Here is a 24,604-nt window from a genome sequence, read left to right as displayed (position 1 = left end):
AGGTCAGCCGCGTGCGGGCGAGGTATCGCGCACGTCGGCGGGCTGGCTCGCCATCTGCAGATGCAGACGCTTACCCGTATAAGGCGAGTGCGCGCGCACGACGTCCATGTCGAGCTCGACGCCAAGGCCCGGTGCCTTCGACGGGACGATGTAGCCGTCTTCCCACTGAATCGGCTGCTTGAGCACTCGTGCGTGGAAACCGTCCCACGTGCCGATGCTTTCCTGAATCAGGAAGTTCGGCGTGCAGGCCGCGAGCTGAATGCTTGCCGCCGCGCCAATGGGCCCGTTGTAGAGATGCGGCGCGATCTGCGCGTAGTGCACTTCGGCGAGCGTCGCGATTTTCTTTGCTTCGAGCAGGCCGCCCACGCGCGCGACGTTCAGTTGCAGGATCGACGCACCGCCCGCCTGCAGCAGCTTATGGAATTCGTATTTGGTGGTGAGGCGCTCGCCCGTGGCAATGGGAATCGACGTGTGCTTCGCGACATTGGCGATGGCCTCCTCCTGGCCCGGCGGCACCGGCTCTTCGAACCACAGCGGGTCGTATTTCTCGAGCCGCTTCGCCAGCCGGATCGCCGAGGAAGGCACCATCTGTCCATGCGTGCCGAACAGCAGATCGGCCTTGCTTCCCACCGCTTCTCGCACCTTGCGGCAGAACGTTTCGCATCGGTCGAGCACGTCGAGCGAAAGCTGATGCCCCGAATAGGCCGTGTACGGACCCGCCGGATCGAACTTCACCGCGGTGAAGCCACGCTTCACGTTCTCGGCCGCGCATTCGGCGGCGAGATCGGGATCGTCGTAGTCGTATTCGCCCTGCGCGTTCTTCGGGTACAGGTAGGTGTACGAACGCAGCCGCTCGTTCACCATGCCACCGAGCAGTTCGTACACGGGCTTGTCCGCCGCCTTCCCGATGATGTCCCAGCATGCCATTTCGAGGCCGCTCACGATGCCCATCATCGTGAGGTCCGCGCGCTGCGTGAAGCCGCTCGAATAGCCCTCGCGGAACAGGCGCTCGACGCGGTGCGGATCGTGGTCCAGCAGATAGCGCGTGAAGACGTCTTCGATCGCGCTCACCATCACGTCGGGATGGAACGTGGCCGCGTAGATTTCGCCCACGCCTTCGATGCCACAATCGGTTTTCAGCGTAACGAAGATCCAGTACATGCCGCCGAGGTGCGGAGGCGGCACCGCGACGACGTTCGTTTCAATTGCAACGACTTTCATGGTTCAGGCTGTTTCAGGCAGGTTTGGAGTGGGTCATACGCTTGAGCACGAGCGCGGCGATACCGCCGAGCGTGCCAATGGCGGCGACATAGGCGAAATAGATCTGGTAGCCGAGCATGCCCGCGTAGTGCTCGGTGATATAGCCGTTCACGAGCGGCAGGAAGATGTCCGACGAATACCCGATCAGCGAAACGAGACCGATGGCGAGGCCCGTGATGCGCATGGGAATCGCGCAGTAGTCGAGCAGCGTCCAGTAGAGGCCGCGAATCGCGTAGGTCATGAGGCCGATGAACAGCACCACCGCGCCGAGCAGCGCCATGTTGCGCAGCGCGGGCAGCACGATCAGGCCGATCAGGCCCGCGACGGCCAGGAACAGCGCCCAGATCAGCACGCGCAGGTTCGACAGACGGTCGCCGAGAAAGCCGCCGCCGATGCCGCCGATGGGACGCATCCAGAGCTTCGCGGTGGTGACCATGCCGGCCGCCACGACGGTCATATGCATCTCGCCCTGCTGCAGATACGCGGAGAAGCTGTAAGTCGCCCAGAAGATCTGATAGCCGCAGAACACCACGGCCGCCATGAGCCAGAGCTGCGGAATCGCGGCGAGCGTCGCGAGATCGCGCCACAGCGAACCGTTCGCATTCGCCTCGACCGGCTTGCTTTCGGCCGGCGCGGGCGCGGGGTCCTTGAAGAAGCTCATCAACGCGCCGAGTGCGATACACGTGAAGGAATACATATAGATCACGTGGCGCAGGCCCGCCGCTTCACCGCGTCCCGAGCCGGTTGCGGCGGCGAAGAGCGCGAGCGCGGCAGTGGCGAGCAGCGCTTCGACGAGCCCGCGTCCGCCATCGAGCAGCCCGAAGAAGCGGCCTTGTTCGTTCGCCCCCGCGATCATGCGCACGCGTTTGAGCACGGACGCCCAGAACGTGAGGCCGGTCGTGACGCCCCAGAGGCAGAAGATCACGAGCAGCGCATGGAACGAGGGTGCTGTGGAGTACCAGAGGCCGAGCGCCCCGGTGCCGATAAGCGAAAAGCAGATCAACAGGCGCGGTGCGACGCGGTCGGCGAGCCAGCCGCTCGGCAGATAAGACACGAAGAACACGATGCCGAGCACCGAGTAGAGATAGCCGAGTTGGGCGTTGTCGATATGCAGGACATCGAGCATCGTGGTCTGGTAGACCTGACGCAGATACAGCAGTGGATAGATACCGCCCGCGGCGAGCACGAGCAGCAGCAACTGCACGTAGCGCTGCATGGAGCCCGCTGCGGCGGGCGTGAGCGCTGCGGTTTCGGCGCGCGGCATCGCCGGCGCATTGGGCTTTCCGATGGACTTCTGCAAGTTTGTCTCCTGTCGACCAGAGTTGGCGCTTTAGCGCTTACTCTGGTCCCATGCAAAGCTGTCGACCAGAGTTGGAGCAAAGCACTTACTCTGGTCCCATGCAAAGCTGTCGACCGGCACGCGGGCGGTTGCCCGCGCGAGGCGTCTTTTCTTTATCTGCGACGCCCAGTTCAAGGGCGCCGTTGCTGCGATTAATCAGTATCTCGAACGGTCAGAACGGCATCACGACAAGGCGTGTCTGCGTGAATTCGAGCATGCCGTGCTTGCCGTCGTCGCCGCCGAGGCCCGAGCGCTTCCAGCCGGCGTGATAGCCCTGATACGGGTCCGCGGGCGTGCGGTTCACGTACAGCTCGCCGGCTTCGATCTCGTTCGCGACGCGCAGGGTCGAGCGGTAGCGCTCCGTAAAGAGCACCGACGAAAGGCCGAACTGGTGATCGTTGGCCATGCGCAGCGCGTCGTCGAGCGTCTCGTATGAAAGCACCGGCAGCACCGGGCCGAAGATCTCCTCCTGCACGATCTCCATGTCCTGGCGGCAATGCGTGAGCAAGGTAGGCGGATAGAAGTGGCCCTTGCCTTCGGGCACGTAGCCGCCCGTTTCGAGCTTCGCGCCTTCGGCCACCGCACGTTCCACCATCGCGTGGATCGCCGTGCGTGCGCTCGCGCTCACTAGCGGACCCATGCGAGCGGCGTCTTCGGCGCGGTCGCCGAAGCGCACGGCGCCCATCTTCTCGCGCAGCAGCGCGACGAAGCGGTCATGCACCGAAGCGTGCACGTACACACGTTCGATCGCCGTGCAAAGCTGGCCGCAATGCGTGGTTTTCGAGCGCACGATGGCCGTTGCGGCCGCTTCGAGATCGGCGTCGTCTTCGATGATCGCGGGCGTCTTGCCGCCCAGTTCCAGTGACGGCTTCGCGATATTTTCCTTGCAGTAGTCGAGCACCTTGCGGCCCGCGCTCACGCTGCCCGTGAGCGTGATCATGCCGACGTCCGCGTGCGTGCAGAGCACGGCGGCGGTGTCGTGGTCCATGGCCAGCACGTTGAAAATGCCCGCCGGAAGTTCGGCTTCCTGCGCGGCGCGCGCCACTTCGAACGCCGAGCACGGCGTGTTGTTGCTCGGGCGCACGACCACCGCGTTACCGGTGATGAGCGCCGGCGCGACCTTGCGCAGCAGCGTGTACACGGGGAAGTTGAACGGAATCAGGCATGCGGCCACGCCGATCGGCTCGCGCATGAGAACGAGGTTTTCGTTCGCGCTGTCGCTCGGAATCACCTCGCCTTCGATGCGACGCGCCCACTGCGCGTGGTAGCGCAGGATTTCGGCGGCGTACTGTGCTTCGGCGGTTGCGTCCGCGACGCTCTTGCCCGACTCGGCGGCAAGCGCCGCGCCGATCTTCGGCGCGCGCGCCACGATCGCTTCTGCAAACCGGTTCAGGCTCGCGCCGCGTTCGGCGGCGGGCAACTTGCGCCAGGCGCGCTGCGCGGCCCTGGCGGCCACGACCGCGCGAACCGCGTCCGCGGCGCTCGCCGCGCTCACGTGGCCGATCGCGTCGCCGGTTGCGGGATTATGGACAGCGATCTGCGGCCCTTCGGCGCCGACGAACTGCCCATTGATGAAATTGAGGTCTGATCGCATGGATTGCTGCCGGTTTGGCGTTGCCGCCGCTTCACGAGAAAGGGCAGTATCCGTGCGGCATCGGGACGCCACAAACGATTAATTGTCGAGCGGAGCATGCGAAAAACGCATGCTCGCCGAAGCGGGTGCCGGGGCAGCAGGAGCCAAAGCGCGTGGCCATCGCACGCCTTGCTTGTTATAATTCGCTCAAGCGTACGAAACAAATCTAACGTTCGCCGGAACGCAGCACAGTCCGGCGCAGCACCCACTCCATGGCCAAAACCGACCGGCTGCGCGCCCTTGCCGACGCGCTCGCAAAACACAACGTCATGCATCTGCGCGATGCAGCCAGCGTGCTTGGTGTTTCTGAGATGACCGTGCGGCGCGACGTCGCCGCGAATCCCGAGCGTTTCACGTATCTGGGCGGCTATATCGTGAGCGCGCAGGACGTGCCCAATACCGCCGGCTACTCGCTCGAACACGAAAAGGACCACTTCGCGCAGGCCAAGGCGCAAGCGTCCGCGCACGCGGCAAGGCTCATCGCGCAGAACGACACCGTCTTCATCGACTGCGGCACGACGCTTGCCGCACTCGCGCGCCTCATTCCTTCCCAGCTGCAGATCACGGCGGTGTGCTATTCGCTCAACGTGGCCGAGATTCTGCGGCGCATGCCCAATGTGCGCATGATCCTGCTGGGAGGCGTGTATGTGCCGTCGTCGGATTCGTTTTCCGGCGAGGAGAGCCTGGAAACGCTGCGCCGCATGGGCATCAACAAGGCGTTTATTTCAGCGGGCGGCGTGGACGCCGCGCGCGGCGTGACGTGCTGGAACTTTCACGAAGTGGCGCTCAAGCAAGCCGCCATGGCCAGCGCCGTAGAAAGCCATCTCGTTGTGGATGCCAGCAAGTATGGCATCGTGAAGGCGTGGCGCTTTTCGCAGCTGGACGACTTCAATTCCGTCATCACCGAGAAAGGCCAGACGCTGCGCGCGCACAGCGCATAAGCGCCGACCGGCCGTGCGGCGCCGGCCTCGCGCCAATAGTCTGCCGACTCAGCCGCGCCGGCGCAGCGCGAACAGCGTGCCGGCCACCAGAATGAACGCGCCGACAATCACCTTCTGCCACGTGCTCGGCACGCCCACGAGAATCAGCACGTTGTTGATGAGCGTGACGAGCGCCACACCGAGCAGCGTGCCCACGACCGTGCCACTGCCGCCGGTAATGCGCGCGCCGCCCAGAATCACCGCCGCGATCACGTCGAGTTCCGAGCCCACCAGGTCAAACGGATTGGCAAGCCGGTTGTTCGCCACGTGCAAAATGCCCGCCACGCCGGCGAGAAACCCCGTATAGCCGAACACGAACAGCCGGATCGCGCGCAGGTTGAAGCCCAGCCGCTCCGCAATCGCCGTGCTGCCGCCCATGGCGTAGACGCCGCGCCCCATCATCGTGCGATTGAGCAGCCACCACGTGAGAATCGCGCCCGCCACGAGCGCGATCGCGGAAACCGGGAGCACCGCGTTGAGCCCATCGGCGGTCTTGTAGGCGATGAGCGGAATGCGGCCGAAGTGATCCATGCTGTGCGGGATGTTCATGAAGAACGTCGTGCCCACGAAGGTAAGCAGCAGCCCGCGATAGAGGTATTGCGTGCCGATCGTCACGATCAGCGAGGGCGCCTGCAGCCGGTGCACGAGCATGCCGTTGATGACCCCGAGCACGATACCACCCACGGCGCCCGTGAGCAGAATGAGCGCGAACGGCGCATCGGGCCACCACGCGAATACGGCCTTCGTGATCGCGTACATCGTGAGCGCGCCGATCGCCGTGAACGAGACGTCGATGCCGCCCGACGCCAGCACGACGAGCGTGCCCAGCGCGAACAGCGACGTGATCGTCGCCGAGTGCAGCAGGTCGAACAGCGTGGCCCACTGGAAAAAGCGCGGGTTGATGGAGGCGACGATCACGCACGTGATAACGATCAGCGTGGCCGTGAACCATTCGGGGTTGCGGGCGAGCTTCGCGCGCCAGTTCAGCGGTACGCTCTGGCGCGCGACTTCGACGGTGTTGGACGACGTGCTCATTGTCTGATTCATGCTCATGCGGTGTCCGGCAAAACGTTACGCGAAATTCAGGCTGCCTCTGCAAGCAGCGCACGGTACAGCTCGGCTTCGGTCAGACGATCGGCGTGGTGCTCTTCAGCGAGGCGGCCCTTACGCATCATCAGTACGCGGTCACAGTTCTGCAGCAGCTCGGGCAGGTCGTCGCTCACGAGCAGAATGCCGATGCCGCGCTGCGAGAGCCGCTGCATGATGCGATAGATGATGTCCTTCGAGCCGACGTCCACGCCCACGGTCGGCCCGTGGAGGATCAGCACGTGCGGGTCGATGGCGAGCCAACGGCCAATCAGCACGCGCTGCTGGTTGCCGCCCGAGAGCGACTGCACGGCCTTGTCCACATCGGGCGTGGCGATCTGCAGTTCCTTCACGGTGTTTTCGGCCAGCGCGCGTGCGCGCGTGCGATCGATCTGGCCGAAGCGGTCGCGCAGGCTCGCGATCATCGCCGTGATCACGTTGTCGCGAATCGGCTTGTCGAGGAAAAGGCCTTCATTCAGACGGTCTTCCGGCACATAGCCAATGCGCGCACGCCTCGCGTCGCCGGGCGTCGAAAGCTCGATCGCGCGGCCTTCGAGCACGATCTCGCCCGCATCGGCGGGCGCGACGCCCGCAAGCGCGCGCGCGAGTTCGTTGCGGCCCGAATCGAGCAGACCCGTCACGCCGAGAATCTCGCCGCGATGCAGCGTGAACGACACGTCGCTGAACAGGCCCGTGCGACCCAGACCGCGAACGTCGAGCAGCACGTCGGCTTCGGCCGCGACGTTGCGGTAGCGTTCGGTGGAAAGCTCGCGCCCCGTCATCAGTTCGCTCAACTGCGCCTTGGTGTAGTTCGTGATCGGGCCTTGCGTCACTTTCTGGCCATCGCGCAGCACGATCACTTCGCCGCCGATCGCATAGCACTCGTCGAGCTTGTGGCTCACGAACAGCACGGTCACGCCCTGCGCGCGCAACTGGCCGAGCACGGCAATGAGGTTGGTCACTTCCTTTTGCGTGAGCGAGGTCGTGGGCTCGTCCATGATGACGAACTTCGCCTCGCTCGCAATGGCACGCGCGATCGCCACGAGCTGGCGAGTGGCGAGCGGCAGTTGTTCGATGAGCGTCGCCTGGAAGTCGGCGTCGCCCGGCAGGCCCACGGCCTTCAAGGCGCGCTCGGCCGTGCGCGCGAGTTCGCGGCGGTCGAACGTGCGCGCGAGGCGCCCCGCGTGCTCAGCGAGTTCGGTCGTGAGCCCGATGTTTTCGGCCACGTTCATGTTGGGCAGCAGCGAAAGATCCTGATACACAGTCTCGATGCCCGCCGCGAGCGATTCGAGCGGCGTGAGCCGCGCGTGGCGCGCGCCGTCGATCACCAGCTCGCCTTCGTCCGGCGGCTGCGCGCCGGAGATGATCTTGATGAGCGTGCTCTTGCCGCACCCGTTCTCGCCGAGCAGGTGATAGATCTGCCCGCGCTCGAACGCGAGCGTCACGCCGCGCAAGGCGTGCACGCCCGTGAAGCGCTTGTGCACGCCGAGCACCTGCAATAACGGTTCTGAAGCCATGTCGTCTCTTCGTGACGTTGCGACGAAGCGCGCGCCGGGCTGCGAGCCCGCTGCGCGCGCCACCTTCTACCGATCAGAAGTTGTATTGCTTGTAGTTCGACTTGTCGACGCTCACCCAGCCCTGGCCGCGCACGATGATGCCCTTGCCCGGACCCTTCGACACCGTGACCTTCTCGTAACCCGGCAGACCGAGGTTCGCGCCGTTCTCCACGGTCTTGCCGTCGATCAGCATCATCGCGATCTTGTTCATGGCGATGCCCGCCAGCTTCGGATCCCAGAACGCAATGCCGTTGATCGCGCCGCTTTCGAGGTACTTGCCGGCCTCGGTCGGCAAGCCGGTGCCGTACACGCAGATCTTGCCCTGCAGGCCCGCTTCCTCGACGGCGCGGCCAATGCCGATCACGTCGAGCGACGACGAGCCCTGGAAGCCCTTGATGTCAGGATGCTTGCGCAGCACTTCCTTGGCCACTTCATACGCGTGCTCGCCGTCGTTGTTGGTTTCGAGGTTGGTCTCGACGAGCTGCATCTTCGGGAACTTCTTCTTCGCGTTGTCGATGCCGCCATTGGCCCACTGCACCTGCGAGCGGCTGCCGAGCGAGCCGACCATCGTCGCCCACTTGCCATCGTCGTGCATGCACGAGGCGAGGCGGTCGTTGAGCGCGGCACCATAGGCGGAGTTGTCGAACGCCTCGACGTCGACCATCGTGTTCTTTTCGTTGTCGGCTTCGTGCGTGACGACCTTGATGCCGCGGTCCATCGCCTTCTTGAGCGCCGGTTCGAGCGTGGGCGGGTCATACGGCACGACCGCGATCGCGCTCACTTTCTTCGCGATCAGGTCGTCGATGATCTTCAGTTGCTGCGCGGCGTCCGCGCGGCCGGGCCCGGTCTGGTAGACCGAAACTTTCGGGTTGTCCTTGCCGAATTCCTTGACGCCGTCGTCCATCCGATTGAACCAGCTGATGCCGGTCACCTTCACCACCGTGACGATGGTCGGGTTCTCCGCCGCATACGCCACGGCCGCCATGCCAGCGGCAAGTGCACACGCCGTGATCGCCACACTGAGTCGCTTGATCTTCATGTTCGATGTCTCCGTTTTTTATTAGCCGATTAACCGTCGCCCCGAAAGAGATGGCGGCGGACCTCCGAGGCACGAGGGCCGCCTGCTACACAGTTCGGCTGGTCAGCCCGAAGTCCGCCCTTTGCCAGCAGACGGGGAGCCGCCGAAACCGAAAATCGCGCGCACCCGCTCGCCGCCCGCGAACGCGAGCGAGAGCAACAGCAGGAAGCCCCAGGCGCAATCGCCAAAAAACTGCGAAACGCCCATCAGATTGAAGAGGCTCGAAAGGAATTGCAGCACCGTTGCGGCGAAGAACACGCAGATGATGCGTCCGTAGCCGCCCGCCGGATTCACGCCGCCCATCACCGCAATGAGAATGGCGATCAGCAGATAGGAATTGCCGTAGTCCCATTTCGCGCTGAGCGTGTGCGAAACGCTCACGAGCCCGGCGAGCGAGGCGAGCACGCCGCACATCGCGTAGGTCATGATCAGCATGCGCGCGCGCGGAATGCCCGCATAGAACGCCGCGCGCTGGTTCGTGCCCATGAGGTAAAGGCGCAGCCCGAACGGCGTGCGCCTGAGCAGCCAGCCCAGCAGCACGACCACGGCCACGAATAGCAGGAACGAAATCGGTATCTGAAAGAACGTGCCGTTGCTGATATCGGCGAGCGGTTCGACATAATCCACGTGCACGGAGGCGCCGTTGCTCAGCGCCACCGCGAAGCCCGTGAAAAGCAGTTGCGTGCCGAGCGTGCAGAGAATGGGCGTGAGCCCGAGGCGCGCAATCACCACGCCGTTGAGCAGACCGCCAAGGAGCCCCATCCCAAGCACGATCACGATGAAGAGCGCCGTATAGAGCGCGGGCGAATCGTCGCCGCTCACGAAACGCGGCACCACCAGCGCGGCGATCATGCCCGAAAGATTCGCGAGCCCCACGCCGGACAGGTCGATGCCGCCGTTGCCTGACAGCATGGAGAGCATGATGCCGAGCGCGAGCAGCGCGACTTCGGGCAGTTGCGCGCCCATCGACTGCAGGTTGTCGATGCCGACGAACTGCCCGCGCGACACCCAGACCGCAACCAGCACGACCAGCAGGTTCACGGCCAGCAGGAAGTTCAACTGCCGGTCACCGAACCATTTGGCAAAGAGTGCAGACTTCATGGACCTCATCCTTTGCGGTGTGTTTTCACCTGGCAACGTTCAATGCGCGCTGGCGTTCGCCGTGCGTGCGAGCATGGCGTCGACTTCTTCCTTGCGCGGCATGGAGGGCGCGGTGCCGGGGCGCGTCACGGAAATGCCTGCCAGCGCGCAGCCAAAGCGTGTGGCCGTGAGCGCGTCGTCGCCGCGCGCGAGCGCCGCCGCGAAGCCGCCCGTGAAGCCGTCGCCCGCACCCGCCGTTTCCACCACCGGGCCGCAGTTGAAGGCAGGAAGCAGGACCGAAGCATCGCGCGTATGGAGCAACGCGCCGGCTTCGCCCAGCGTCACGATGACCGCGCCCGCGCCCTTGGCGAGCAGCACGTCGGCGGCGCGGCGCGCGTCGTCGGCGTTGCGGATCTCGATGCCCGTGAGCGCCTGCGCCTCGGTCTCGTTGGGCGTGATGTAGTCGCACAGCGGGAAGATGTCGTCGGGCAGCGCCATGGCGGGGGCCGGATTGAACACCGTCTTCACGCCATGCCGGCGCGCGAGTTCGAGGCCGCGCCGCGCTGCCGCGAGCGGCTGCTCCAGTTGCGTGACGAATACCTGGGAGGCCGCAATATCGGCTTCGATCGCTTCGGCGTCGCCGGGCTCCATCGTGCCTGCCGCGCCCGCCGCGACGATGATCGCGTTCATGCCGGTCGTGTCGTCCACGAAGATGTGCGCCGCGCCCGTGGCCAGTCCGTCTACGGCCTGGGTGCGCGCCGTGATGCCTTCGGCGGCCCAGGTCGCTCGCGCGATGTCGCCGAACGCGTCGTTGCCCACACGCGTGCAGAACACCACCTGCGCGCCCGCGCGCGCGGCGGCCACGGCCTGATTCGAGCCCTTGCCGCCCGGCCCCATCGCGAATGCCGATCCGGCGAGCGTCTCGCCGATCATCGGCATGCGGCTCGCGCGAAATGCGAGATCGGTCACATAGATGCCGAGGATGACGACGCGCCCGCTCATTGGCCCTGCTCCCTGCCGCGCGGCGCGTCGGGCGCGAGCAGCACGCCTTTGGTGAACACGAAGCAGCCGTAGCCGCGCGTTTCGCCCGTGGCGATCACGCAGTAGGCCTTGCGGGCGCGCGCATAGAACGCATGGCGCTCGATAGGCGCGAACGGCACGGCGCGGCCTTCCGCTGCGTCGACCTCGGCCTGCGCTTCGTGCTGCACGGCGGGAATCGTGTTGGGTTCGCCGACCACTTCCATGCGCATGGCCGGGGCTTCGACGAAGGTGTCGAGCGGCAGCACGGAGAGGATCGCGCGCACGGCGCGGGGCGCATCGGCGCCGTCGATGCGCAGGAGCTTGCCGAGCACCGTGGCGCGCGCAACGGAGTCGGCGGGAAAGTTGGCGTCGCAAACGACGAGTTCGTCGCCGTGACCCATCGCGCGCAGCGCTTGCAGGACATCGGCGTTCAGAAGCGGGTCGAGATTCTTCAGCATGCTTTTGTCTCCATTGATCTGGCGTTTTCTTGTTCGAAGCGCTCAGTCGCCGTACGGTATCCAGATGTTCTTCACCTGCACGGCATGGCGCAGGAACGGCAATCCTGCGCTCGTCCGGTCAAACCAGTCAACCTCGCGGCCATGATCGACGAAGGTCCGCTTCAGGTTGCCCACCGACTCGCGCTCCACGAGGGACGAATCGGCCGCCGTGCCGAAGCACCAGAGCGCGTCCACGTCGTCGTGCTTCGCGAGGGCCGGCAGCAGCGCGGCGCGCTCGCCGGTCAGGATGTTGAGCGCGCCCGCAGGCACATCCGAGGTTTCCACGACCTGATAGAAGTCCGTTGCCGCCAGCGGGCACGCCTCGCTCGCCAGCGCCACGACGCGATTGCCCATTGCGAGCGCCGGTGCGATCAGCGAAACGAAGCCGAGCAGCGGCGCTTCGTCGGGGCAGGCGATGCCGACCACGCCCAGCGCCTCGTGCATGGCGAGCGCGACACCGCGCAACGGCGGGGTATGCACCGCGCCATCGAACTTGTCGGCCCACGCCGCGTAGCTGAAGAGCCGGTCGATCGCCATCTCCACTTCATGCCCGGCCGCGCGCGCGTCGTGCCCGGCGCGGCGCGTGAGTTGCCGTGCGAATTCTTCGGCGCGCGCGCTCAGGTTTTCCGCGAGGTAGTACAGCACCTGGGCGCGAGCGTGCGTGCTCATCCGGGTCCACTTGCCCGCGCCGCGCGCGGCGGCAACGGCGTCGCGCACGTCCTTGCGGCTGCCCGCACCGACTTCGCCCACCCATTCACCGTTTGGTGCGTAGATGGCGTGTGAATAGCCGCTATCGGGCCGTACCTGTTTGCCGCCGATAAAAAGCTTCGCAGTGCGATCGAGACCGCCGCCCGCGGGCGCAAAGTCTGGCGCCGGCGGGCGCACCTCACGTTGCGCGCGCATCGGCAGCTTGCTCCATGCGGCCGGCTTCAGATATTCGAATACGCCTTCGCGGCCGCCCTCGCGGCCGAAGCCCGATTCGCGATAGCCGCCGAAGCCCACGCTCGCGTCGAACAGGTTCGTCGCGTTGATCCACACCACGCCGCACTGCAGACGCGGCGCGATGTCGAGCGCGCGCCCGATGGTCTCGCTCCACACGCTCGCGGCGAGGCCGTAGCGCGAATTGTTGGCGAGCGCCACGGCCTCTTCCGGCGTGCGAAAGCTCATGGCCGCGAGCACCGGCCCGAAGATTTCCTCCTGCGCGAGCGTCGAGGCAGGCCCGATGCCCGTCACGAGCGTCGGCGGATAGAAGCAGCCGCCCGATGGCAACTCGACTTCGCGCGGCTGCCACACGTTGCAGCCTTCGCGCCGCCCGGCTTCCACGAGCGACTCGATGCGTTCGAGCTGTACCGGATCGACGATCGCGCCAATGTCGATGCCCTTGTCGAGCGAGGGCCCGACGCGCAGCGTCGCCATGCGGCGCTTGAGCTTCTCGATAAAGCGCGCCTCGACGCCCTCCTGCACCAGCAACCGGGAGCCCGCGCAGCATACCTGGCCCTGGTTGAACCAGATGGCGTCCACCACGCCTTCCACGGCGCCGTCGAGGTCGGCGTCGTCGAACACGATGAACGGCGACTTGCCGCCCAGTTCGAGCGTGAGCGACTTGCCCGTGCCGGCCGTGGCCGTGCGGATGAGGCGACCTACTTCGGTCGAGCCCGTGAACGCGATCTTGTCGACGCCGGGATGCTCGACGAGCGCCGCGCCCGTGCCGCCGTCGCCCGTCACCACGTTGAGCACGCCCTTGGGCAGGCCGGCGCGATGCGCCAGTTCGGCGAACAGCAGCGCGGTGAGCGGCGTGTATTCGGCGGGCTTGAGCACAACGCAGTTCCCAAGTGCGATGGCGGGCGCCACTTTCCACGCGAGCATCAGCAGCGGGAAATTCCACGGCACGATCTGGCCGATCACGCCGAGCGGCGACCAGCCTTCCAGCTCGCTCTCCTGAAGCTGCGCCCAACCCGCGTGATGGAGGAAATGGCGCGCCACGAGCGGCACGTCGATGTCGCGCGCCTCGCGAATCGGCTTGCCGTTGTCGAGCGCCTCGAGCACGGCGAAGAGGCGGCTGTGGCGCTGCACCATGCGCGAGAGCGCGTAGAGATGCCGCGCGCGCGCCGCACCGCCCATGGCGTACCACTCGGGCTGCGCCGCGCGCGCCGCCGCGACGGCCGCCGCTACGTCCGCCGCACCGCCTTGCGCCACGGCGGCGAGCGCCTCGCCCGTGGCGGGCGCGCGTACTTCGAAGCGCGCGCCATCGGCACTTTCGCGCCACGCGCCGTCAATGAAATGCCCAAACGCGGCCTCGTGCTGCGCGAGCCACGCGCGCACGGGCTGATCGTCCTCGGGGGCGGGACCGTAATCCATCGTTCGGAAATACTCGGCTACGCTCATCGGTATGGTCTGCTCAGGCTACGGGGTGGCGGTGGAAGGCGGAATAGCGGCCGCTCACATGGTGTTCGAGCTGGCGCTCGATGTCGGCGAGCAGGCTCGAAGCGCCGAAGCGAAACAACTCGGGCTCGAGCCAGGGCCGCCCCAGCTCTTCCTTCATGAGGATCTGGTACGCGAGCGCGGTTTTGGCATTCGAGACGCCGCCAGCAGGCTTGAAGCCCACCAGCGCGCCGGTGCGCTCGCGGTATTCCCGGATCATGCGCACCATCACGAGCGAAACGTCGAGCGTGGCGTTGACCCCTTCCTTGCCCGTGGATGTCTTGATGAAGTCCGCGCCCGCCATCATGCAGACCATCGACGCGCGGGCGATGTTCGACAGCACGCGAATGTCGCCCGTGGCGAGAATCGCCTTCAGATGCGCGTCGCCGCAGGCCGCGCGAAACTCGCGCACTTCGTCGTAGAGCGCGCGCCAATTGCCGGTGAGCACGTGCTCGCGCGTGACGACGATGTCGATTTCCTCGGCGCCGTCCTTAACGGAGGCCTCGATTTCCTTGAGCTTGAGCGCGTGCGGATTGAGGCCCGCCGGAAAACCGGTGGAAACTGCCGCGACGGGAATGCCACTGCCTGCCAGCGCATCCACGGCTGCCGCAACGAAGCGGTGGTACACGCACACCGCGCCTGTCGTGATGGCATCGGGCGCGAAGCCGAGCGCCGCGAGCAGGTCGGCGCGCACGGGGTGGCGCGCCTTCGTGCACAGGCGCCGCACGCGGCCTTCGGTGTCGTCGCCGTTGAGCGTGGTGAGATCGATGCAGGTGATGGCCTTCAGGAGCCACGCGGCCTGCGCGTCCTTCTTGACCGCGCGGCGCGTGCCGAGCGTGGCCGTGCGCCGCTCGACGGCGGACTGGTTGACGCGCAAGGCGTCGAGCCACGCCGCGTCGAACGCCACGCCGGCGTTGCGCGCTAAATGCGCAGCATGCTGGGCGGGCGCGCCGCGCAGCACGACGAGCGAGTTCGTTGAGGCTTCTGACATAGGCTGGGTGGCGAATTTGTGCAATGCACATCAAACCGTGGTGGTTTATTCGCACTCATCCTATACCGATGAAACGATCGTGACAATACTCGTTACAATCCTATCTATCGGGCTCGGGACGTGGGAACGCTGACCCAGAGAGCGGTTTAGAACTGCAACCGATACCGTACGAAATCGTCGGCTTGCGCGAATTCGTCGTAGAGCTTGCGCGCGGGGTTGTCCTCGCGCGTATGCCAGTAAAGACGCGACCATGCGCGCGAACGCGCCAGTGCGATGAGGTCTTCGATGAGCCGCCTGCCGATGCCCTGGCCGCGGCAAGCGGGATCGACGAACAGGTCTTCGAGGTAGCAAATGGGCGCATCGACCCATGTGCCTTCATGCAGCACGCACATTCAGGAGGTTGCCGCTTCTCTCAAGCTCGCAAGCGACGCGCGCTGCTGGCCTTGCGCGTCGAAGTTCTCTTTCGAGAGCCACTTCTCGAATGCGGCTTTCGCGAGCGGCCAGTCCTGGTCGATGATCGCGAACCACGCGGTGTCGCGGTTGCGGCCCTTGTACACGATCGCCTGGCGGAAAATGCCCTCGAACTGGAAGCCCAGACGCAACGCCGTCTTGCGCGAAGGCGCGTTGAGGCTGTCGCATTTCCATTCGTAGCGCCGGTAGCCGAGATCGTCGAACACGTAGCGCATCAGCAGGTACTGCGCCTCGGTGGAAAGCGGCGTTTGCTTCAGGCGCGGCGAAAACGTCACGCTGCCCACTTCGATTACGCCATGCACCGGCTCGATGCGCATGAGCGCGAACGTACCCACGGCCTTCCCGCTCGCGCGGTCGATCACGGCGTAATGGAACGGGTCGCTCGATGCAGCCGCTTTCGCGAGATATTCGCGAAACGCGGCGAAGTCGGTGAAGGGCTCGGAGAACAGGTAGGTCCAGTCGCGACCGTCGGCCGCCGTGCCGTAGGCTTCGAAGAGATCGGCGGCGTGGCGGTCGAGGTCGATCGGCTCGATGCGGCAGAACCGGCCCTCGATCGTCACACGCGCCGGCCTTTCGCGCGCTTGCCAGCCGGTGACAGGGTCCCCAATGGGCTGCTGGAATTCGTTCAGTCTTGCGGACATGCGTGACAAGCTCCTCTTGCGCGGGACGTAGCCAATATTCGCGTTAAGGTACCGCATGTCGTGGTTCTGTGGAAAGGTCCACGAACGGCAGGGTGCGTGGAACCACGCAGCGCACACCAATTGTTCAGTTTTCCTCTGCTTTTCGATTCCCGCCTGCGTGCGCCATTGCGGATCACCGACGCCCACCCGCAAGCCGCACCGCATCGGGATGCCGCCGCAACCGCAGCATCGCCGCACAGCCGAGCGCCGGTCCCACGGCCAGCATGCCGAAGCCGCCCCGCCATCCCAGCCACGCCACCGCGTACGGCACGAGATGAATGCTCACCAGCGTGAGCAGAAAACCCGCGCAAGTCTGCGCGGTCAGCAGCGTGCCGACCGAGTCCGGATCGGCCAGTTCGGCCACGCTCGCCGAAAACTGCGCGGAATCGGCGATCACCGAGACGCCCCACACGAGCGCGACCGCGCCCATCACGATGAGCGGCGCGTGAGCCAGCCAGCCCATCAGCGCGGCACACGTTGCGCTCGTCGCCATCGCGCCGACCGTGACGGCCGTGCGCCCCACGCGGTCCGCCAGCACGCCGCCGAGCCACGCGCCCGCCGCGCCGATCGCGATCACGCTGAAGGTCATCCACTCCGCGCGCGTGCGGGCATTGGCCATGCCGCGCGCGACGAACGTCTGCTGCAGGAACAGCGCGAGCCACGCCCACATCGCGTAAAGCTCCCACATGTGGCCGAGGTAACCGAGATTGGCGAGCCGCAAGGCGGGCCGCCGCCACGCCTGCGCGACCTTCGCAACGTCGATGCGCGTGGCGCGCCGGATATTCGGCCCGATGCCCGCAAAGCCGATCAGCACCGCGGCGCACGCCGCGCACGCCGCGGCGACGCCATAGATCGTGCGCCAGCCGAGCCCGCCCGTGGCCGCCAGCAGATGCGGGCTTGCCGAGCCGAGCGTGAGCGCGCCCACGAGCAGGCCGACGAGCAGACCGAGATCGCCTTGCGCCCAGGTGGCCGCGAGCCGCATGCCGACGGGATACACGCCCGCCATGCACATGCCCGTGATGAACCGCAGCGCAACGACCGCACCGCCGACCGGCGGCAGGAACGCGAGCGACGCCGTGGCCACGGCCGCCACGAGCGCGGAACCCGCGAGCAGCCGGCGCAGATCGTAGCGGTCGGGCAGCGAAAGTAACGCGGACGTGATGGTGCCGGCCACGAATCCGCACTGCACGGCGCTCGTGAGCAAGGCTTCGTCGAAGGCGGCAATGGCGTGCGCCTGCTTGATGAGGACCACCACGGTGCTCGACGAAAACCACACGCCCATCGCCGCCACTTGCGCGAGGAGCAGCAATGCGAGCGAGGCGGCCTTGCCGCGTTGCGCCGCGCCAAGCCCCGGCGGCCCCGTTTCGTCCGACGAACGGGAACCGGCAGCGCCTTGGGAAGGCGTGCGCGTCACGCTCAGGCCGCCGCCGCCGCCGCTGCCGCTTGCGCCTGTGCGAGCACGCGATGAAACGCGCGGCCGAACCAGATCAGCCCGTCGCGCCCGCCCACCATGCGCGCCGCCTTGATCTCACAGAAGAACACCGTGTGCGTGCCGACTTCGGTTGTGCGCGCGATGCGGCAATCGAACGAACTCACCGCGCCGCGCAGCGCGGGCGCGCCCGTTTCGAGCCGATACCACTCGGCGAGCGCGAAACGTTCGTCCATGTCGATGTCTTTCGTGGCGAAGCGCGTGGCCACCTCGCGCTGATCGGCCGCCAGCACGTTCACGCAGAGCCGCCCGTTCTCGCGCAGGATCGCGTTGTTGCGGCTCGTGCGATTGATGCAGACGAGCAGCGTGGGTGGCTCGTCCGTCACGCCGCACACGGCGGACGCCGTGCAGCCGGCGCGCCCGGCGTCGCCATCGGTGGTGACGATGTTCACGGCGGCGCCAAGACCGGACATGGCGTCGCGAAAGAGGGATTTGTCTACCATATTCTCGCCCGCTTGCCGCGGTCTCCTCGTAGCGGGAATTCAGTGCCCGATTTTCATGCCTCGCTCATGCCTCGTTCACGCGCGCGCCGCGATACTGCGCTGCCGCGTGAGAGGCCGGCAGGCGCGCGCGGCCGGAGAGCTTTTCGCGCAGGGTGCCCTCACGATACGCGCTTTTATACACGCCACGTGCTTGCAGTTCGGGCACCAGCAGTTCGACCACGTCGTCGAAGCATTCCGGCACCACCGTGCGCGAGAGATTGAAGCCATCCACGCCGGCCGTTTCGCTCCACTCGATCAGCGTCTGCGCGATGCTCTGCGCAGAGCCGACCCACGGCGCCTGACGGCTGCCAAGCACCATCTGCTCGAGCAGCTTGCGGCGCGTCCATTGCGGCCCGGCGCTGCGCGTCATGGCCTCGACGTTCGACACGATCGCCTGGCTCTTGCCCGTCTCGATGGGCTCGTCGAGGTCGTAACGCGCGAAGTCGATGCCAAGCGACGCCGCCGCGTGCGCGAGCGCCGCTTCCGAACTCACGTAGCGCCGGTACTCGTCGAACTTCTCGCGCGCTTCGCTATCCGTGCGTCCGACGATCAGCGTCGCGCCCAGAAAGACCTTCACGTCGTCGGCCGCGCGCCCGAGTTGCACCGCTTGCGCCCGAATGTCTCCGACGATCTCCTTTACGCCTTCCCTGTTCTGACCGTTGATGAACACGCATTCGGCGTGCGTCGCGGCGAAACGCCTGCCGCGCGTGGACGACCCCGCCTGGTACAGCACCGGCGTGCGCTGTGGCGACGGCGCGCACAGATGCATCGCATCCACCTTGTATTGCGGCCCGCGATGATGAATCATCCGCACGCGCGCGGGGTCGGCGTAGATGCCGCCGGCGCGATCGTTGAGGACGGCGTCGTCGTCCCAGCTGCCTTCCCAGAGCTTGTAGACGAGCGCCATGTATTCGTCGGCCAGAGCGTAGCGGTCGTCGTGAGCGTTCTGGCCGTCCATGCCGATGGCGCGGGCCGCGCTGTCGAGGTAGCCCGTCACGATGTTCCAGCCGATGCGCCCGCCCGTGAGATGGTCGAGCGTGGACATGCGCCGCGCGAACAGAAACGGCTGTTCATACGTGAGATTGGCCGTCACGCCAAAACCCAAATGCTGCGTCACCGCGGCCATGGCGGGAATGACGAGCGTGGGATCGTTCACGGGCACCTGCACCGCGCCGCGCAGCGCGGCGTCGGCATTGCCGCCGTAGACGTCGTATACGCCGACGACGTCGGCGAAGAAAATGCCGTCGAAGAGGCCCCGTTCGAGCTTCTTCGCGTAGTCGGTCCAGTACTGGAGTTCCGTATAGCGGCTCGACTGGTCGCGCGGATGTGTCCACAAGCCTTGCTGAATGTGGCCCACGCAGTTCATGTCGAAAGCGTTCAGACGGATTTCACGTGGCATGCCGGCTCCTTTTGGGCGCGCTCGATGCCATCTACTATAGTAGACGAACGGATACTGGTGAAACCTGGGATTGATCCGGTGTTGGCGCAAAGTACTCGGGTGAACTCCGCCTGCCGGCTTCACTAAATGTGATGCCACCCATCACGGATTGTCATTTGTCCCGCTCGACTGGGTGGCGTATGTTTGCCGGCACGCAGCGCTGCAGTTGGCGCGTGCCGGGCTCCGATCAGCGCGGCGCGGGCAGCGTGGTCCCGTTATTTCCTGGCGATGCGATATTGGCAGATGAGCCGGCCTTCGCGTAAGCAGTGCTCGCTGACCGGGCGGCCAGTCGCCTCGGAAAAATACGCTGCGAGCGCGCGACATACGCATGGCGTTTCACGCACAGCACCCGCAACCGGGCAGCTGTAATTGCGGACCATGATTGCGTCGCCATCGGGGACGGCTTCCGTGTGCGCGCCGAGCGCGTCGACGATTGCCATGGCGTCGGCGAGATTCGTCTTGAAGTCGCGTGATGCGGGCAGGCCGTTCTCGCGCGCAAGGCGGCGGCCCGTTTCCGTGAGGATTTCCTCGAGCTCACGGTCGTCGAACCGATGCTTGAGTGTGGCGAGAAGGCCGAGCAGGAACCCGGGGTACGCGCTCGACGATGCATCTTCACTGCCCGGCGCGGCCTCATAGAGGACTGCCGGTTTTCCCGGAGTCCCGGTTTGCAGCAATTTCCGCCGTTGAACGAGCCCCTCCGCTTCCAGTTGCTTCAACTGCATGTTGATCGCCGTGCGCGTCACGGCAAGCCGCTCGCAGAGTTGGACGACAGTCAACGGTTCTCGTTGCAGCGCGCGCAAGACGTCGTTCTTGGTAGTCACGGGAAAGAGGTATGGATCAGCAGGCGTAGCGGGCGATTATAGCCCCGCCCTGGACGGGACCATATTAACCATAATGACATATATAATTGTCATTATTGTCGATATCGACTAGACTTGCGCTGTCTCGTCCAGCCCTCATCCAACCGAAGAGTCCCCAAGCATGAACCGATCCGTGCCCCGTTTTTCGTTAGCGATCCTGTTAGCCCTGTCGACGGGGCAAGCCGCGACTGCCCAGACAACGGCATCCCCGCCCGCTCAAAAGTCGACCCCGGTACAACTCGTGGACGCCCTGAATGGGGTATTCGGCAAGCATCCGTACGCGCGGGCGGTGCATGCCAAAGGCATCGTGCTCGAGGGCACTTTCACGCCCAGCGCGAGCGCGCCGGCCGTGAGCAAGGCGCCGCATTTCCAGACCGCGGTTCCGGTCGTCGTGCGCTTTTCGAACTTCGCCGGCATCCCCGATATTTCCGACGACCATCCCCTTGCGTCCCCTCGCGGCATGGCCATCAAGTTCAAGCTGCCGAACGGCAACGACACCGATATCGTCGCGCACTCGTTCAACGGGTTTCCTTCCGCGACAGCCGACGATTTCCGCGATCTGCTGATTGCCCTCGGAACGAGTGGCCCGAACACACCGAAGCCGACTCCGCTGGACGTTTATCTGGGCAGCCATCCGGTGGCAAAGGCATTCCTCACCGCCCACAAGCCATACCCGCGCAGCTATGCGTCACTGCCCTACTTCGGGGTCAACACGTTCAGATTTATTGATTCGAAGGGCGTCGTGACGTACGGGCGCTATCAAATCCTGCCGGTTGGCGGCGCGCACTACCTGGCGGATGCCGACGCAGCAAAGAAGGCGCCAGACTACCTGCAGTCGGAAATCCGCCAGCGCGTATCGCATGCGCCCGTGCGGTTCCGTCTCGTTCTGCAGATCGCTCAAGCGGGCGACAAGCTCGACGATCCGTCCGTAGCGTGGTCGAGCGCGCATCGCACCGTGGAACTGGGCACGATCTCGATCACGAAAGCCGTGGCGGACAATCAGGTGGCCCAACGTAGTCTGCTGTTCCTTCCCAACGCCTTGCCGGCCGGCATTGAAGTCGAAGACCCGATGATCAATGCGCGTTCCGCTGCCTACCCGGTCTCGTTCGCACGCCGCCAGCAATAATCGCCAAACTCAAATCGTGAATCCAGGCGCTCCAGGTCTGACGGGCTATCGGAGTGACACCCTCACGCTGTCCCACTCAAGGAGAAGTTCACATGCCAATGCTCAAATTCGACATCATCGAGGGCCGCACCGACGAACAGGTGCGGGCGCTTCTCGACGCCGCCCATGAGGCCATGGTTCAGGCCTTCGATGTACCCGTTACCGATCGCTACCAGAGCGTCAACCAGCATCGTCCCGGCGAACTGGTGGTGGAAGACACCGGACTCGGGTACACACGATCGAGAGACGTCATCTTGCTCACGGCGGTGAGCCGCAAGCGCACCGAGCCGCAAAAGGTCGAGTTCTATCGCCTGCTCGTCGAAAAGCTGCAAACCCAATGCGGCATTTCGCCGGACGACGTCATCGTGTCGATCGTCGAGAACGACGATGCGGACTGGTCCTTCGGCCGCGGGCGCGCGCAGTTCATCACCCGGGAACTGACATAGCGTCGCGAGGTGGGGGCCACGGTAAAACTGCGGCAACAGTCGCGCACCGGCGAGGAACCATTCAAAATCTCTGCGCCTGAGCGATACGCCACAAGCCGGCCCGTATAATCGACTCATGGACCGACCGCTCACCGACCCCACCTCCGCCATTTCCACGCGCGTGCGCATCGAGCGCGAATCGCGCGGCTGGTCGCTCGCGGACATGGCCGAGCGTTCGGGCGTTTCCAAGGCGATGATCAGCAAGATCGAGCGCGGCGAAGCGAGTCCTACCGCTACCGTGCTCGGCCGGCTTTCGGGTGCCTTTGGCCTGCAGCTGTCCATGCTGCTCGCGCTCGCGGAGCAAACCGGCGAGCGTTTGAGCCGCGCCGCCGACCAGCAAATCTGGCAGGACCCCGAAACCGGCTACACACGCCGGGCCGTCTCGCCGCGCAACGGCGGCATGCTCGACCTCGTGGAGATCGCGTTGCCGGGCGGGGTTCGCGTTGCGTATCCGGCGTCGGCGTTCACGTTCCAGCATCAGCAGATCTGGGTGCGCAGCGGCACGCTGGTATTCGAGGAAGGCGAGCAGGTTCACACGCTCGAAGCCGGCGACTGCCTCCAGCTCGGGCCGCCTGCCGACTGCGCGTTCTTCAATCCGGGCAAGGGCCCGTGCGTGTACGTTGTTGCGCTCGTGCGTCGCTGACTGCGAGCATTTGGACAACTAACCGAGGGTGGGCGCTCATCCCTCCACCCGCGCCTTCACCATCTTCCCTCGCTGCGGCACATATTCAATCCGCTCGACCTCACCGGCCACCATGCCGATGTCGGCGAGCGGATTACCATCGAGCACGACCATATCGGCAATCGCACCCGCCGCGATCACGCCCAGTTCGCCCTTCGGTTCACTGCGTATCGTTGATGGGGTCCGTCGGCGAAGCCACACCGCCCGCCCCCTTGGCGGCCGATCGCGCTTTGCGTGAGGTGCAGTTCGGCAGCCGCACGCGTGAAGCTGGCGTGACGCACGGCGGCTTCGAACGCGACGAGGCAGGGCAGCGGAGGCAGTGGCGTGATGCGCATGGAATGACTCGTGCGGGTCGTGTCAGGAAGATGTTGCCATACATCCCACGGCGGCAGCCTCGAACCAAAACTGCACGCGCACCAGGTTGCGCGTGCCTGTTGCGAAAAAAACTTACTATTGCGTTGAATCTCTGCGCAACCAAGGGGGCGAAGATGAGTTCTGCCGAGAATGCGGCAACAGGTGCGGGCGCAGTACAGTGGCACGCCATGCCCGCTGCCGAGATCGAGCGCCAGCTCAGCGTGAATCCGTCGCAAGGGCTCGATGTGGCGGACGCCGCGCAGCGCCTGGGCACCTATGGGCCAAACGTCCTGCCCCAGGGCAAGAAGAGTGGCCCCCTCGTGCGTCTGCTTGCCCAGTTCAACAACGTGCTCATCTACGTGCTGCTCGCGGCGGGCTTCATCAAGCTGATGCTGAGCCTGTGGCTCGACGCCTCGATCATCTTCGCGGTGGTCATCCTCAATTCGCTGCTGGGCTTCCTGCAGGAAGGGCGCGCCGAGAAAGCGCTCGACTCGATTCGCAACATGCTCTCCGCGGAGGCGCGCGTGCTGCGCGCCGGCGAGGTGCGCCTCGTCCCCGCCGAAGAGGTCGTGCCCGGCGACATCGTGCTGCTGGAATCGGGCGACAAGATCCCCGCGGACATCCGCCTCGTCGAGGCGCGCAACCTGCGCACGGAAGAGGCGGCGCTCACGGGCGAATCCGTGCCTGCGGAGAAGAACACCGGCGCGGTGCCGGCGCACGCCACCGTGGGCGATCGCGAGAATATGGCCTTTTCCGGCACGATGGTCCTCTCGGGCCGCGCAACCGGCATCGTCGTGGCGACGGGCAGCCAGACGGAGCTTGGCCGCATCAACGAGATGCTGGCCGAGGTCAGCGCGCTGGAAACGCCGCTGCTACGCCAGATCAAGAAGTTTGGATACGTCATTACGATCGCCATCGGCATCATCAGCGTGCTGCTCTTCGCATGGGGCCATTGGCTCGGCCACATGACCTTCATCCAGTTGTTCCAGGCGGTGGTGGGCATCGCGGTCTCGGTGATTCCGGAAGGCCTGCCCGCGCTCATCACCATCACGCTCGCCATCGGCGTGCAGCGCATGGCGAAGCGCAACGCCATCATCCGCCGCCTGCCCGCCGTCGAAACGCTGGGGTCCGTCTCGCGCATCTGCTCGGACAAGACCGGCACGCTCACCCTCATGGAGATGATGGTGACCTCGGTCGTGACGGCCGACGCGCCCTATGAAGTGACCGGCGACGGCTACGCACCCGAAGGCGAAGTCCGCGCGGGCGGGAAGGCGCTCGGCGCCGAACGGCCCGAGGTGCTCACGCTCATGGGCCGCGTATCCATGCTGTGCAACGACGCCGGACTCTTCGAAGAAGACGGCAAATGGAAAGTGGAAGGCGACCCGACCGAGGGCGCGCTCTACCCGTTCGCCGGCAAGCTCGGCATGGACCGCGGTGCCGAAGCCGCCGCCGCGCCACGCATCGACGGCATTCCGTTCGAGTCCGAACACAAGTTCATGGCCACGCTGAACCGCTCGGCGCAAGGCGAGATGCTGCTCGTGAAAGGCGCGCCGGAAG

Annotated in this window: 20 protein-coding genes and 3 pseudogenes; 5 read left to right on the top strand and 18 right to left on the bottom strand. The window is 65.6% G+C overall.

The window, feature by feature from the left end; translation table 11 throughout:
• Positions 1 to 3 precede the first annotated feature (3 nt).
• The 3 genes from AB3X99_RS31960 to aldA all read right to left on the bottom strand — a co-directional run bounded on the left by AB3X99_RS31960 (position 4) and on the right by aldA (position 4,193).
• The gene (locus AB3X99_RS31960; protein ID WP_368619177.1) at positions 4 to 1,221 is read right to left on the bottom strand and encodes a mandelate racemase/muconate lactonizing enzyme family protein; all 1,218 of its coding nucleotides are present in this window, start codon (positions 1,219 to 1,221) and stop codon (positions 4 to 6) included.
• A 13-nt stretch (positions 1,222 to 1,234) separates the two neighbouring features.
• Positions 1,235 to 2,524, bottom strand: coding sequence for a nitrate/nitrite transporter (locus AB3X99_RS31955; RefSeq protein ID WP_368619244.1), 1,290 nt, complete (start codon positions 2,522 to 2,524; stop codon positions 1,235 to 1,237).
• Between the two features lie 247 nt (positions 2,525 to 2,771).
• Positions 2,772 to 4,193 carry an aldehyde dehydrogenase gene (gene aldA / locus AB3X99_RS31950; protein ID WP_368619176.1) on the bottom strand — a complete coding sequence of 474 codons (1,422 nt, stop codon included), beginning with the start codon at positions 4,191 to 4,193 and terminating at the stop codon, positions 2,772 to 2,774.
• Positions 4,194 to 4,444: 251 nt separating this feature from the next.
• Here aldA and AB3X99_RS31945 point away from each other — a divergent pair, with 251 nt between their 5' ends.
• Positions 4,445 to 5,173 carry a DeoR family transcriptional regulator gene (locus tag AB3X99_RS31945; protein ID WP_368619175.1) on the top strand — a complete coding sequence of 243 codons (729 nt, stop codon included), beginning with the start codon at positions 4,445 to 4,447 and terminating at the stop codon, positions 5,171 to 5,173.
• Positions 5,174 to 5,221: 48 nt separating this feature from the next.
• Here AB3X99_RS31945 and AB3X99_RS31940 read toward each other — a convergent pair whose 3' ends face one another.
• From AB3X99_RS31940 to AB3X99_RS31880, 13 genes and pseudogenes are all read right to left on the bottom strand, one after another.
• Positions 5,222 to 6,265: an ABC transporter permease gene (locus tag AB3X99_RS31940; RefSeq protein ID WP_069267013.1), complete on the bottom strand. Its 1,044-nt coding sequence runs from the start codon at positions 6,263 to 6,265 to the stop codon at positions 5,222 to 5,224.
• Between the two features lie 29 nt (positions 6,266 to 6,294).
• Positions 6,295 to 7,815 (bottom strand): sugar ABC transporter ATP-binding protein, encoded by a 1,521-nt coding sequence (locus AB3X99_RS31935; RefSeq protein WP_368619174.1) that lies wholly within the window; start codon positions 7,813 to 7,815, stop codon positions 6,295 to 6,297.
• 73 nt (positions 7,816 to 7,888) lie between these two features.
• Positions 7,889 to 8,893: an autoinducer 2 ABC transporter substrate-binding protein gene (locus AB3X99_RS31930; RefSeq protein ID WP_069267015.1), complete on the bottom strand. Its 1,005-nt coding sequence runs from the start codon at positions 8,891 to 8,893 to the stop codon at positions 7,889 to 7,891.
• 102 nt (positions 8,894 to 8,995) lie between these two features.
• Positions 8,996 to 10,033, bottom strand: coding sequence for an ABC transporter permease (locus AB3X99_RS31925; protein ID WP_368605141.1), 1,038 nt, complete (start codon positions 10,031 to 10,033; stop codon positions 8,996 to 8,998).
• A 39-nt stretch (positions 10,034 to 10,072) separates the two neighbouring features.
• Positions 10,073 to 11,014, bottom strand: a complete 942-nt coding sequence (rbsK, locus tag AB3X99_RS31920; protein WP_368619173.1) for a ribokinase — start codon at positions 11,012 to 11,014, stop codon at positions 10,073 to 10,075.
• Positions 11,011 to 11,490 carry an RbsD/FucU family protein gene (locus AB3X99_RS31915; protein ID WP_069267018.1) on the bottom strand — a complete coding sequence of 160 codons (480 nt, stop codon included), beginning with the start codon at positions 11,488 to 11,490 and terminating at the stop codon, positions 11,011 to 11,013. Before AB3X99_RS31915 ends, rbsK begins: the two co-directional genes overlap by 4 nt.
• 42 nt (positions 11,491 to 11,532) lie before the next feature.
• Positions 11,533 to 13,914, bottom strand: coding sequence for an aldehyde dehydrogenase family protein (locus AB3X99_RS31910; protein WP_368619172.1), 2,382 nt, complete (start codon positions 13,912 to 13,914; stop codon positions 11,533 to 11,535).
• Positions 13,915 to 13,927: 13 nt separating this feature from the next.
• The gene (gene deoC, locus AB3X99_RS31905; RefSeq protein ID WP_069267020.1) at positions 13,928 to 14,941 is read right to left on the bottom strand and encodes a deoxyribose-phosphate aldolase; all 1,014 of its coding nucleotides are present in this window, start codon (positions 14,939 to 14,941) and stop codon (positions 13,928 to 13,930) included.
• A 146-nt stretch (positions 14,942 to 15,087) separates the two neighbouring features.
• Positions 15,088 to 16,053: pseudogene (locus AB3X99_RS31900) on the bottom strand (GNAT family N-acetyltransferase).
• A gap of 172 nt (positions 16,054 to 16,225) precedes the next feature.
• The gene (locus tag AB3X99_RS31895) at positions 16,226 to 17,506 is read right to left on the bottom strand and encodes an MFS transporter (protein WP_368619171.1); all 1,281 of its coding nucleotides are present in this window, start codon (positions 17,504 to 17,506) and stop codon (positions 16,226 to 16,228) included.
• A 2-nt stretch (positions 17,507 to 17,508) separates the two neighbouring features.
• Positions 17,509 to 18,024, bottom strand: coding sequence for a flavin reductase (locus AB3X99_RS31890; RefSeq protein WP_368619170.1), 516 nt, complete (start codon positions 18,022 to 18,024; stop codon positions 17,509 to 17,511).
• A gap of 64 nt (positions 18,025 to 18,088) precedes the next feature.
• Entirely contained in the window at positions 18,089 to 19,462 is a 1,374-nt protein-coding gene (locus AB3X99_RS31885; protein ID WP_368619169.1) for an LLM class flavin-dependent oxidoreductase, read from the bottom strand.
• Between the two features lie 254 nt (positions 19,463 to 19,716).
• Complete coding sequence (locus AB3X99_RS31880; RefSeq protein WP_069267024.1) at positions 19,717 to 20,322, bottom strand: metalloregulator ArsR/SmtB family transcription factor; 606 nt, start codon at positions 20,320 to 20,322, stop codon at positions 19,717 to 19,719.
• 280 nt (positions 20,323 to 20,602) lie between these two features.
• Between AB3X99_RS31880 and AB3X99_RS31875 the strand changes: the two genes are divergently transcribed.
• The 3 genes from AB3X99_RS31875 (at position 20,603) to AB3X99_RS31865 (ending at position 22,654) form a co-directional block, all read left to right on the top strand.
• A complete protein-coding gene (locus tag AB3X99_RS31875; RefSeq protein ID WP_368619168.1) occupies positions 20,603 to 21,487 on the top strand; it encodes a catalase family peroxidase in 885 nt (294 codons plus the stop codon).
• Between the two features lie 92 nt (positions 21,488 to 21,579).
• Positions 21,580 to 21,972 carry a tautomerase family protein gene (locus AB3X99_RS31870; RefSeq protein ID WP_069267026.1) on the top strand — a complete coding sequence of 131 codons (393 nt, stop codon included), beginning with the start codon at positions 21,580 to 21,582 and terminating at the stop codon, positions 21,970 to 21,972.
• A gap of 115 nt (positions 21,973 to 22,087) precedes the next feature.
• Positions 22,088 to 22,654, top strand: coding sequence for an XRE family transcriptional regulator (locus AB3X99_RS31865; RefSeq protein ID WP_069267027.1), 567 nt, complete (start codon positions 22,088 to 22,090; stop codon positions 22,652 to 22,654).
• A 36-nt stretch (positions 22,655 to 22,690) separates the two neighbouring features.
• Here the strand turns inward: AB3X99_RS31865 and AB3X99_RS31860 are convergent.
• Together AB3X99_RS31860 and AB3X99_RS31855 are read right to left on the bottom strand one after the other, a co-directional pair.
• A pseudogene (locus tag AB3X99_RS31860) lies at positions 22,691 to 22,879 on the bottom strand (amidohydrolase family protein); the annotation flags it as partial.
• Between the two features lie 26 nt (positions 22,880 to 22,905).
• Positions 22,906 to 23,028, bottom strand: a pseudogene (locus AB3X99_RS31855) (LysR family transcriptional regulator); the annotation flags it as partial.
• Positions 23,029 to 23,181: 153 nt separating this feature from the next.
• On the opposite strand from AB3X99_RS31855, the gene AB3X99_RS31850 reads away from it, so the two are divergent.
• Positions 23,182 to 24,604 (top strand): cation-translocating P-type ATPase (locus tag AB3X99_RS31850; protein ID WP_368619167.1); only part of this gene is annotated, 1,423 nt, incomplete at its 3' end.

Origin of the sequence: Paraburkholderia sp. BR10882, assembly GCF_040948855.1 — a bacterium.
Classification (GTDB): Bacteria; Pseudomonadota; Gammaproteobacteria; order Burkholderiales; family Burkholderiaceae; genus Paraburkholderia; species Paraburkholderia nodosa_A.
The sequence above is the reverse complement of the archived record's forward strand: the minus strand, read 5'-3'. Positions and strand labels throughout refer to the sequence as shown.

Bases quoted from the DNA above. Each gene is read 5' to 3' on its own strand.
- AB3X99_RS31890 (WP_368619170.1), bottom strand. From the start codon at position 18,024: ATGGTAGACAAATCCCTCTTTCGCGACGCCATGTCCGGTCTTGGCGCC.
- AB3X99_RS31885 (WP_368619169.1), bottom strand. From the start codon at position 19,462: ATGCCACGTGAAATCCGTCTGAACGCTTTCGACATGAACTGCGTGGGC.
- AB3X99_RS31925 (WP_368605141.1), bottom strand. From the start codon at position 10,033: ATGAAGTCTGCACTCTTTGCCAAATGGTTCGGTGACCGGCAGTTGAAC.
- AB3X99_RS31940 (WP_069267013.1), bottom strand. From the start codon at position 6,265: ATGAGCATGAATCAGACAATGAGCACGTCGTCCAACACCGTCGAAGTC.
- AB3X99_RS31955 (WP_368619244.1), bottom strand. From the start codon at position 2,524: ATGCCGCGCGCCGAAACCGCAGCGCTCACGCCCGCCGCAGCGGGCTCC.
- AB3X99_RS31865 (WP_069267027.1), top strand. From the start codon at position 22,088: ATGGACCGACCGCTCACCGACCCCACCTCCGCCATTTCCACGCGCGTG.
- aldA (WP_368619176.1), bottom strand. From the start codon at position 4,193: ATGCGATCAGACCTCAATTTCATCAATGGGCAGTTCGTCGGCGCCGAA.
- rbsK (WP_368619173.1), bottom strand. From the start codon at position 11,014: ATGAGCGGGCGCGTCGTCATCCTCGGCATCTATGTGACCGATCTCGCA.
- AB3X99_RS31910 (WP_368619172.1), bottom strand. From the start codon at position 13,914: ATGAGCGTAGCCGAGTATTTCCGAACGATGGATTACGGTCCCGCCCCC.
- AB3X99_RS31915 (WP_069267018.1), bottom strand. From the start codon at position 11,490: ATGCTGAAGAATCTCGACCCGCTTCTGAACGCCGATGTCCTGCAAGCG.
- AB3X99_RS31945 (WP_368619175.1), top strand. From the start codon at position 4,445: ATGGCCAAAACCGACCGGCTGCGCGCCCTTGCCGACGCGCTCGCAAAA.
- AB3X99_RS31935 (WP_368619174.1), bottom strand. From the start codon at position 7,815: ATGGCTTCAGAACCGTTATTGCAGGTGCTCGGCGTGCACAAGCGCTTC.
- AB3X99_RS31870 (WP_069267026.1), top strand. From the start codon at position 21,580: ATGCCAATGCTCAAATTCGACATCATCGAGGGCCGCACCGACGAACAG.
- deoC (WP_069267020.1), bottom strand. From the start codon at position 14,941: ATGTCAGAAGCCTCAACGAACTCGCTCGTCGTGCTGCGCGGCGCGCCC.
- AB3X99_RS31960 (WP_368619177.1), bottom strand. From the start codon at position 1,221: ATGAAAGTCGTTGCAATTGAAACGAACGTCGTCGCGGTGCCGCCTCCG.
- AB3X99_RS31930 (WP_069267015.1), bottom strand. From the start codon at position 8,893: ATGAAGATCAAGCGACTCAGTGTGGCGATCACGGCGTGTGCACTTGCC.